The organism is Streptomyces himastatinicus ATCC 53653 (assembly GCF_000158915.1).
Lineage (GTDB): Bacteria > Actinomycetota > Actinomycetes > Streptomycetales > Streptomycetaceae > Streptomyces > Streptomyces himastatinicus.
Genome location: NZ_GG657754.1, coordinates 5,357,319 through 5,367,018, shown reverse-complemented (window position 1 = coordinate 5,367,018; position 9,700 = coordinate 5,357,319). Strand labels below are relative to the sequence as shown.

The 9,700-nt window shown below is 73.0% G+C and carries 9 protein-coding genes; 7 read left to right on the top strand and 2 right to left on the bottom strand.

The window, feature by feature from the left end:
• Positions 1–1,410 (top strand): MocR-like pyridoxine biosynthesis transcription factor PdxR (pdxR, locus tag SSOG_RS22675; protein ID WP_063631587.1); only part of this gene is annotated, 1,410 nt, incomplete at its 5' end.
• Here the strand turns inward: pdxR and SSOG_RS22670 are convergent.
• Together SSOG_RS22670 and SSOG_RS22665 are read right to left on the bottom strand one after the other, a co-directional pair.
• Positions 1,397–3,094: a serine/threonine-protein kinase gene (locus SSOG_RS22670; protein WP_009716574.1), complete on the bottom strand. Its 1,698-nt coding sequence runs from the start codon at positions 3,092–3,094 to the stop codon at positions 1,397–1,399. The genes pdxR and SSOG_RS22670 overlap by 14 nt on opposite strands.
• Before the next feature lie 30 nt (positions 3,095–3,124).
• Positions 3,125–3,628, bottom strand: coding sequence for an ATP-binding protein (locus tag SSOG_RS22665; RefSeq protein ID WP_039938411.1), 504 nt, complete (start codon positions 3,626–3,628; stop codon positions 3,125–3,127).
• Between the two features lie 201 nt (positions 3,629–3,829).
• Here SSOG_RS22665 and SSOG_RS22660 point away from each other — a divergent pair, with 201 nt between their 5' ends.
• The 6 genes from SSOG_RS22660 to SSOG_RS22635 all read left to right on the top strand — a co-directional run.
• A complete protein-coding gene (locus SSOG_RS22660) occupies positions 3,830–4,642 on the top strand; it encodes a hypothetical protein (protein ID WP_039938406.1) in 813 nt (270 codons plus the stop codon).
• A 95-nt stretch (positions 4,643–4,737) separates the two neighbouring features.
• A complete protein-coding gene (locus SSOG_RS22655; protein ID WP_208867370.1) occupies positions 4,738–5,487 on the top strand; it encodes a YcnI family copper-binding membrane protein in 750 nt (249 codons plus the stop codon).
• A gap of 107 nt (positions 5,488–5,594) precedes the next feature.
• Positions 5,595–6,257 (top strand): SCO family protein, encoded by a 663-nt coding sequence (locus SSOG_RS22650; RefSeq protein ID WP_039938403.1) that lies wholly within the window; start codon positions 5,595–5,597, stop codon positions 6,255–6,257.
• Entirely contained in the window at positions 6,254–6,721 is a 468-nt protein-coding gene (locus SSOG_RS22645) for a copper chaperone PCu(A)C (RefSeq protein WP_009716569.1), read from the top strand. The genes SSOG_RS22650 and SSOG_RS22645 overlap by 4 nt, the downstream gene beginning before the upstream one ends.
• 6 nt (positions 6,722–6,727) lie before the next feature.
• Entirely contained in the window at positions 6,728–8,839 is a 2,112-nt protein-coding gene (locus SSOG_RS22640; RefSeq protein WP_009716568.1) for a copper resistance CopC/CopD family protein, read from the top strand.
• The coding region (locus tag SSOG_RS22635) for a Dyp-type peroxidase (protein WP_009716567.1) at positions 8,836–9,700 on the top strand (865 nt) is incomplete at its 3' end. The genes SSOG_RS22640 and SSOG_RS22635, both read left to right, overlap by 4 nt.

Below are 9,700 nucleotides of genomic sequence, written 5' to 3'. Positions count from 1 at the left end.
TCTCCACGCGGGGCGGGGGCGGGCGGCCGCCGCGCCGCCCTGATGCGCGCGCTGCGGGACGCCATCCGGGGCGGGCGGCTCGCGCCCGGTACCCGGCTGCCGCCCTACCGCTCGCTCGCCGCCGACCTCGGCATCGCCCGTAACACGGTCGCCGACGCGTACGCGGAACTGGTCGCCGAGGGCTGGCTCACCGCCCGCCAGGGTTCGGGCACCCGCGTGGCGCCCCGGGCCGACCCGCCCCGGGCCCGGCGCACCGGGGGCGCCCGGAGCAGCGGTGACCGGGAGAACGCCCCGCGTCCCGTCCACAACCTGCTCCAGGGCAGCCCGGACGCCGCCTCCTTCCCGCGCACCGCCTGGCTGGCCTCGGCCCGGCGCGCGCTGACCGCCGCGCCCAGCGAGGCGTTCGGCCCCGGCGATCCGCACGGCCGCCCGGAACTGCGCCGCGCCCTGGCCGACTACCTCGCCCGGGCCCGTGGCGTACGCACCGACCCGGACCGGATCGTGATCTGCTCGGGCTTCGCACACGCCCTGCGGCTGCTGAGCGGAACCCGCGCGCTGCGCCACAAGGCGGCCGTCGAGGCGTACGGCCTGGACTTTCACCGTTCGCTGCTGGCCGCCGCCGGGATCCGGACGGTGCCGCTCCCGCTGGACGAGCACGGCGCCCGCACCGAGGAGCTGGCGACCCACCGGGACCTGCGGGGCGTGACGACCGTGCTGCTCACCCCCGCCCATCAGTTCCCGACCGGCGGACCGCTGCATCCGGAGCGGCGCGCAACGGCCGTCGACTGGGCGCGGGCGAGCGGCGGGCTGATCGTGGAGGACGACTACGACGGCGAGTTCCGCTACGACCGGCGGCCGGTGGGCGCCGTCCAGGGCCTCGACCCCGACCGCGTGCTGTACGTCGGCTCGGTCAGTAAGAGCCTCTCGCCCGCGCTGCGGCTGGGCTGGATGGTCCTGCCGGACGCGCTGGTGGACGAGGCGCTGACCGCCAAGGGGGAGCGCGAGGGGTGGGTGAGCGCCCTCGATCAGCTGACGCTCGCGGACTTCCTGGAGTCCGGCGGCTACGACCGCCATGTGCGCCGGATGCGTCAGCGCTACCGGCGGCGGCGTGACCAGCTGGTGGCCGCGCTCGCCGAGCGCGCCCCGCACATCCGGGTCTCCGGCATCGCCGCCGGGCTGCACGCGGTCCTCGCGCTACCGCCCGGCACCGAGCGCTCCGCCGTACGGGCCGCCGCCCGCCACGGGCTCGCCCTCGACGGGCTGGCCGACTACCGCCACCCCGATGCCGTCGGCCCGGCCCGAGACGGAGTGGTGGTGGGATATGCGGCCCCGCCCGATCACGCATTCGCGGGGGCATTGGAGGCGCTGTGCCGGGCGCTGACGCCCGGCGATTCCCCTACTTCCAGGTGAAACCCGTACAGACGACGCTCGCGTATTCCCTGGGCTTCTCCACGTGCAGGAACTGCACCGTCCAGTCGCCCGGATCGTTGCCCAGGGGGATGGCTTCGTCCTTCTTCTTCCCCCGGAACCACCCCGCGAAGTCGTCCGGGTAGGTCAGACGCGCGTCGTCGGACGTACCAGCCAGGCTGTACAGATCGAAGGGTTTGCTGGTGTAGCCCAGGTTGAGGTTCTGCTGCGCGGGCCCGGTGCCGAAGTCGTAGGGCTTGCCCGTATCCGAGTCGATCTCGTGCGGGGGCTTGACCGCGACGGACAGGTAATACTTCCGGTCCGTCTTCTTCATGGGCTTGGTCCGGAAGGTGATGTGCGCCTTGCCGGTCTTCGGATCCGGGTCGACGGAGTGCACGATGTCCGCCTCCTGCCGCTCCTCGGGCGGCAGATTGCATTCCCCTCCGCCCCATTTCTCGGGGTCGGCGGTCCAGAAATCGCGAGAAACCTTCACATTGCTGTCGATATAGGCCGGTGCGCTCTTCTTCGGCGCCTCCGACGCCGTCGGTGACTTCTTCCCGTCGTCCTTCGCCTCCGTGCCCCGGTCGCCATCGCCCAGCCCCTGGGCGAGGAGCACCGCGACGACGGCCAGCGCGGCGGCGCCGAGCCCTACCGATGTACCCAGCAGCCAGGTGCGCCGCTTCGCCGGGGCGCCGGGCGCGGACAGCTGGGTCGGGGTGTAGGCGTACGGCCCCGGGGGCGGGGGCGCGGGCGGCAGGCCGGTCTGCGTAAAGGGCTCAGCCGGGCCGAAGCCGGGAGCCGTCGGCGTCCCAGGGGCCGTCGGCGCCCGGGGTGCCGGTTCGGCGAGGGCGACGAGGGCGGCGTACGTGGGGTCCTCCGCCAGGGCCGACCGTACGGAGCAGCGCGCGACGACCTCCTGGAGTCCCGGCCGCGCGCCCGGGTCCTTGGCCACGCACGCCCGGATCAGCTCCGCGAGGTGCGGGTCCAGACCGGCCACGTCGATGTCCTCGTGCACCGCGCGATAGCTGACACCGGCCGCCTCGCCGTGGCCGAACGGAGGCCGTCCGGTCGCGGCGTACGCCATGGTGGCGCCGAGCGCGAAGACATCCGCCGCTGGAGCCGTCTCGTTGCGCAGCAGCACCTCGGGGGCGGTGAAACCGGGCGTACCCGACGCGTACCCCAGCTCGGTGAGGGCAGTCTGCCCGGCCCCGCGCGCGATGCCGAAGTCGATGAGCTGGGGGCCCTGGGCCGAGAGGATCACGTTCTGCGGCTTGAGGTCCCGATGGGTGACGCCGTACGCGTGGACCGCCGCGAGCCCTTCCGCCAGGGCGGCGAACACGCCGCGGCAGGTTTCCGCGGGCAACGGGCCGCGTGCCTCGGCCGCCTTGCTCAGGGTGGGGCCCGAGACGTACTCGGTCGCCAGCCAGTAGGGGGCCGCGTCCAGGGACGCGTCGATCAGGCTCGCGGTGTACGCGCTGCGCACCGCCCGCACCGTCTCGACCTCGCGCCGGAACCGGGCGAGCGCACCGGGGTGGTCGACGATCTCTTCCCGGATCACCTTGATCGCCACCAGGCGGCCACCCGGCGAACGGCCGAGGTACACCTGGCCCATGCCACCCGCTCCCAGCCTCCCCAGCAGGGCGTAAGTGCCTATGTGGACAGGGTCTTGGGGTCGGAGAGCGTTCACCCGACAGATCCTAGAGGCGGGGTTCTCCGCTCAGGACGCTCTGAGCAGCGAGTCCTCGCGCCACTTGAGGATCTTGTCGAAACTCACCACCACCCCGCCGCGGCCCGGTCGGTCGCGGTAGCGGACGTGGTCGGTGAGGGCCTCGATGAGAAAGAGCCCCCGCCCGTGCTCCGCGTGCGCGGGAGCCGGACTGTGCGGGTGCTGCGGCCTCGGCGCCGACGCCGGACGCCGCTCGTTCCGGGTGCGCGACTCACGGCGCACGGCGCCCCGACGGGCGAAGCCGGGACCCGAGTCGGTGACCTCGATGCGGCAGGTGTCGCCGTCGATGAAGGCCGTGACGCGGTAGTCCCCGCCCGTACCGTCGCTGCCGCCGTGCTCCACCGCGTTCGCGCAAGCCTCGGAAAGGGCGACCGACAGGTCGTAGGAGATCTCCGGATCGACTCCGGCCGTCTCCATGGTGCCGAGGAGCAGTCGTCGTGCGAGCGGAACGCTCGCCGCCTCGCGGGGCAAATGGAGTGACCACCAGATGCTCATGCTCCAGCCTCCCGGCCGCGGCTCGACATACCGTTACGTATTGCCTGGGTCCATGGTCCGTAAGCGTCCGATTGACGTGACTCCGCTCATTCGGCGGACGCGCGCGGTAGGCGCACCGGTGTATAGGCCTGTCCGGGTGTGCGCCGGTACGCCCTACCCGCCGTGAGGAACGCGTTTACCCAGTGGGATGATGGCGCGGCCATGGCTTCCCCTGTCGCCCGTGCGGGTGCCGATCTGCGCGTATTGCGGGCCGCGGTGTTCACCGCGGTCTGTGTCGTGCTGTCCGCGGCGGGGCATGTGCTGGCGTCCTGTGCCACCGTGCCGCTGTGGACGCTCGGCGTGGGCGCCGCGGCGATGTTCGCGGTGGCACTGCCGCTGGCCGGGCGGGAGCGTTCGCTGCCCGGGATCGCCTCGGTACTGGCCCTGGGGCAGCTCGCGCTGCACTCCCTCTTCGGCTATGGGCAGCAGGCGGCCGCCGCCGCGGAGGCCGCCCACCGCGCGGACGCCGCCGACGGCCGCGTCATCGGCATGGCGGCGAAGCTGCTGTGCACCACGCTCCCCGGCCGCCTCGACGCGGCCACGGCGCACCGGATCGTCGCCCGGTCGGGCATCGACCCCTCATCCCTGCACACCGCGCCGTCCACCGCGACTCCTCGGTCCGCGCACCACCTGGGCCTGACGGCCCTGCTGCCGTCGCTGCCGATGGCCCTGGGCCATCTGCTGGCCGCGCTCGCCGTCGGCTGGCTGCTGCGGCGCGGCGAGCGGGCCGTGTGGCGGGCGGTACGGCTGTCGCTGGACGGGGCGCGCGGGGTCGCGGAGGCCGCGCTCGTACGGTCGCTGCGCGCCGCGCTGGGCCTCGTACGGACGCTGCTCACCGGGCTCTTGGACGCCGCCTCCGGCGCCGCGCCGCCCCGCCCGCGTAACGACGGGGCGGACGAGGGCGGGACGACGGCCGTCGTCCTCCAGCACAGCGTGATCAGGCGGGGACCGCCGCGCTACGACCTCGCGGCCTGAGCGACGCGACACTCCTCCAGCGGGACCGGAGGGTGGCCGCGCCGGAGCCGCATGCGCGCCACCCCACCGATCACTCCTCATCTGGAGCCTTTGACATGAACGCCATGCGTCGTCACCGCCTGCCGGTTCTCGGAGGTCTCACCGCGGGCGCCCTGGTGCTGCTCGCCGCGGGCCCCGCCTTCGCGCACGTCACCGTGCAGCCGGAGCAGGCCGAGAAGGGCGGCTACAGCACCGTCGACTTCAAGGTGCCCAACGAGCGGGACGACTCCTCGACCGTCAAGCTCGAGGTCAACCTGCCCACCGACCATCCGCTCGCCTCCGTGATGCCCCAGCCGGTGCCCGGCTGGGACGTGAAGGTCACCAAGTCCAAGCTGCCCAAGCCCCTCGAGACGGACGACGGCAAGGTGACCGAGGCGGTCACCAAGATCACCTGGACCGGCGGCACGATCGAGCCGGGCATGTTCCAGCAGTTCCCGGTCTCGGTCGGCCCGCTGCCGAAGGACGCCGACCAGCTCGCCTTCAAGGCCCTCCAGACGTACGACGACAAGCAGGTCGTGCGCTGGATCGAGGAGCCCAAGGAGGGCGGGCCCGAGCCCGAGAACCCGGCGCCGGTCCTCAAGCTCACCGACGCGGCCGAGGGCTCGCACGGGCACGGCTCCGCGAGCGCGGGCGACGCCAAGGGGACGAAGGCCACGGCGTCCGGCTCCGGCACGGCGAAGACCGCGTCGGAGTCCGGCGGCGACGGCACCGACACCACCGCACGGGTGCTGGGCATCGCGGGCATCGTCATCGGCGCCGCCGGGGTCACCTTCGGTGTCCTCGCGGGCCGCCGCCGCTCCGCCTGACCAGGGCCTGACCGGCCCGACCAGCCGGTACCCGCGTGACGGCGGCGGCCGGGGGCCCTCCGCCGTCACGCACCACCGATCCAACGATCTCTTTGGAGAACAGCTCCATGCGCACCAAGATCCTGGGCTCCGCCCTCGTCGTCGCCGCCGCGCTCACCCTCACCGCCTGCGGCGGCTCCGGCGACGGCGGTGACAAGGGGGACAGCGCCGCCAGCGTCTCCGGCGGCCAGAAGACGGGACAGGCGATCGTCCTGAACAACGACGCCAAGACCAAGCCCGACCTCGTCCTCACCGACACCGAGGGCAAGAAGTACGACCTGCTCAAGGAGACCAAGGGCCGCCCGACCCTGGTCTTCTTCGGCTACACCCACTGCCCGGACGTCTGTCCGCTGACCATGAGCAACCTCGGCATCGCCGTGTCCAAGCTGTCCAAGGCCGAGCGGGAGAAGCTGCGGGTCGTGTTCGTCACCACCGACCCGGAGCGCGACACCCCGCAGCGGATGCGGAAGTGGCTGGACGCCCAGGGCGGCAAGGACTTCGTCGGGCTGACCGGCGACTTCGACACCATCCAGGCCGGGGCCAAGCCGCTCGGCATCTTCATCGAGAAGCCCAAGAAGGAGAAGGACGGCAGTGTCATCGTCAACCACGGCGCCCAGGTGATGGGCTTCTCGCCCAAGGACGACAAGGGCCACTGGATCTACACCACCTCCACCTCGCCCCAGCAGTACGCCAAGGACCTCCCGAAGATCATCAAGGGGGAGAACCCGTGACCTCCCGGCACCGGGCCGCCGCCGCGGCCGCCCTCGCCCTCGGACTGACCGGCACCCTCGCCGCCTGCGGCAGCGACGACGGCGGCAGCGGGGACCGCCCCGAACTGTCCGTCGGCGGCGCGTACATCCCGCGGCCCGCGATGGCCGACATGGCGGCGGGCTTCCTGACGGTGACCAACAAGGGGGGCGGCGCGGACAAGCTGACGTCCGTCACCACCCCGCTCGCCCGCGACGTCACGATGCACACCACCAAGGGCACCCAGATGAAGCAGGTCGGCTCGCTCGACGTGCCCGGAGGCGGCGCACTGAAGCTGACCAGCGGCGGCGATCATCTGATGCTGACAAAACTGGTCCACCGTCCGAAGGTCGGTGAGAAGGTCGAATTCACCCTGCACTTCGCCACCTCCGACCCCGTCACGATCAAGGTCCCGGTCGAGCCGACGACGTACCGTCCCAAGGACTGACAGCCGATGCCCTCGCTGACCTCCCCGACCGCCCGGCCCCGGTCCGGTGCCCGGATCTCCGTCACCGCCCGGCGGCTGCTGTCGGTCCTCGGCACGCTGCTCGCCGCGCTGCTGTGCGCGCTGAGCTTCGGCGCCGGGCCCGCGTCCGCGCACGCCGCGCTCACCTCCACCAGCCCCGGTGAGGGTGCGGTGGTGAAGTCCGCGCCGTCGGACGTCTCGCTCACCTTCACGGAGGGCGTGCTGCTGGGCCGGGACGCGGTGCGCGTCCTGGACCCCAAGGGCAAGCGCGTGGACGCCGGGAAGGCGGCGCACGTGGGCGGCAAGTCGTCGACCGCGTCGGTCGCGCTGCGCGCCGGGCTGTCCGACGGCACCTACACGGTGGCGTGGAAGGCGGTCTCGGAGGACAGCCACCCGGTGAGCGGCGCGTTCACCTTCTCCATCGGCGCCCCGTCCAAGACCTCGGTCAAGGCGCCGACGGGCGAGAGCGGCGACAGCACGGTCACGGCCCTGTACGGCATCGGGCGGTACGCAGCCTACGGCGGATTCGCGGCGCTGGTCGGCGCTTGCGTGTTCGCCGGGGTGTGCCGCTCCTCCCGCCCGGTCCGGAAGATCGCCGTCGGCGGCTGGGCGACGCTCTTCGGCGCCACCCTGATGCTGTTGCTGCTGCGCGGGCCCTACGCCAACTCCGAGGGGCTCGGCACGGTCTTCGACCTCGGCGGGCTCGGCGACGTCCTCGACACCAAGCCGGGCGCGGCGCTGCTGTCCCGGCTGCTGCTGCTCGGCGTGGCGGCCGTCTTCCTGGCGGTGCTCTTCGGCTCGTACACCCGCCACACCGAGGCGGCGGAGGAAGACGCCAAGCGGCGCCAAGACCTCGCCTTCGGGCTGGGCTTCGGCGGCGTCGTCGTCACGGTGGGCCTCGCCGCGACCTGGGCCATGGCCGAGCACGCCTCGGTCGGCATCCAGCGGCTGCTGGCCATGCCGGTCGACGTGATCCACCTGGTCGCGGTCGGGGTGTGGCTGGGCGGTCTGGCCTCACTCGCGGTGACGCTCCGCGCGGGCGTGCCGATCGAGCGGGCGGCCGTGGTCCGCTTCTCCCGGCTCGCCTTCGGCTCCGTCATCGCCCTGGTCCTCACCGGGCTGTACCAGTCGTGGCGGCAGGTCGGCTCCTGGAAGGCGCTGACCGGCACGGAGTACGGGCGCTGGCTGCTGATCAAGGTGGCGCTGGTGGCGGTGCTCGTGGGCATCGCCACCGTCTCGCGCCGCTGGACGAACCGCCTGACGGACGCCGGGAGCGCGGAGAAGACACAGGTGGCGGCGGAAGCGGAGGTCCGGACGGAGGCCAAAGCGGTGGTGAAGGAGCCGGTCCGAACCGGCGCCGCCGGAGCCGGCTCCGGCTCGGATGACAGCTCCGGCGAGGGTTCCGGCGAGAAGGCCCACACGGACTCCGCGTCCGGTGACGCGGCCGGTGACGCGGCCGCTTCCGGCGGCGAGGGCGGTGGCCCGGCGAAGGCCGGGGACAGTGAGGGGGCCGACGACGACCCCGTACGCACCGCCCAGCTCGCCCGTCAGCGCGCGGCCAAGGACAAGACCGCCGCCCAGCGGGAGCGCGACGCCGACCCGCAGCGCAGCGGACTGCGCCGCTCCGTGATCGCCGAGACCGTCGTGGCCGCCGTGCTGCTCGCGGTGACCACCGTGCTGAGCGGCACCCAGCCGGGCCGGGCGGAGACCGGGAAGCCCACGGCCGCGGCCGTGGACCCCGGTGGGCTGAACGTCGATCCGGTGAGCGTGGAGATCCCGTACGACACCGGCCCCAAGAGCGGACGCGGCAAGGCCATCGTCATGCTCGACCCGGCGCTGCCCGGCGACAACGCCCTCAACGTCTTCATCAGCGACTTCGCCGACCGCCCGATCGACGTGCCCGAGGTGAAGGTCTCCCTGACCCTGAAGCAGAAGGGCCTGGGCCCGCTGTCGATCCCCCTCGAGCACCGCTCCACCGGACACTGGAGCGCCCAGAGCGTGCAGCTCCCCATGGCCGGGAAGTGGCTGCTCTCCCTGACCGTACGCACCTCCGACATCGACCAGGTGACGGAGACCAGGAACGTGAAGGTCGCACAATGACCACTCGGCAGGCCCCGAAGGCCCCCGAAACCCCCGAAACTCCCGACACACCGCAGGACCAGCACACCGCCCCCGCCGGGGTGTCCCGGCGCCGTCTGCTGGGCACCGCCGGCGCCGCGGGCGCGGCCGGGCTCGTCGTCGGCGGGGCGGCCGGCGCGTACGCCGCGGAGGCAACGCGGAACACGCCCTCGCCGCTCAGTTCGGTCGGCTCCACGACCGTCCCCTTCCACGGCAAGCACCAAGCCGGGATCACCACCCCGCTCCAGGCCCACGGCCATCTCATCGCCTTCGACCTGGCGCCCGGCGCCAATCGCAAGCAGGCCGCCGCGCTGCTGCGCCGGTGGTCGAGGACGGCGCGCGAGCTGACCGAGGGCAAGGCCCCGGCGGACGACACGGGCATCGCGCTCGACGCCGGACCGTCGTCCCTCACGGTCACCTTCGGCTTCGGCCGCTCCTTCTTCGCCAAGGCGGGACTGAAGGACCGGCTCCCGCAGGCGCTCGCCCCGCTGCCCGACTTCGCCTCGGACGCGCTCGACGCGAAGCGCAGCAACGGCGATCTGTGGATCCAGATCGGCGCCAATGACGGGCTCGTCGCCTTCCACGCGCTGCGCGCGCTGCAGCGGGAGGCCGGGGAGGTGGCCCGGCTGCGCTGGCAGATGAACGGCTTCAACCGCACCCCCGGGGCCACCGGCCACCCCATGACCGTGCGCAATCTGATGGGCCAGGTCGACGGGACGAACAACCCGAAGCCGGAGGAGCCGGACTTCGACCGGCGGATCTTCGTACCGGACAAGGGGGATCCGGCCTGGATGGCGGGCGGCTCGTACGCCGTGGTGCGCCGCGTCCGGATGCTGCTCGACT

Excerpts from the sequence above, each read along its gene's own strand:
- SSOG_RS22640 (WP_009716568.1), top strand. The coding sequence starts at position 6,728 with ATGCCCTCGCTGACCTCCCCGACCGCCCGGCCCCGGTCCGGTGCCCGG.
- SSOG_RS22650 (WP_039938403.1), top strand. The coding sequence starts at position 5,595 with ATGCGCACCAAGATCCTGGGCTCCGCCCTCGTCGTCGCCGCCGCGCTC.
- SSOG_RS22665 (WP_039938411.1), bottom strand. The coding sequence starts at position 3,628 with ATGAGCATCTGGTGGTCACTCCATTTGCCCCGCGAGGCGGCGAGCGTT.
- SSOG_RS22660 (WP_039938406.1), top strand. The coding sequence starts at position 3,830 with ATGGCTTCCCCTGTCGCCCGTGCGGGTGCCGATCTGCGCGTATTGCGG.
- SSOG_RS22655 (WP_208867370.1), top strand. The coding sequence starts at position 4,738 with ATGAACGCCATGCGTCGTCACCGCCTGCCGGTTCTCGGAGGTCTCACC.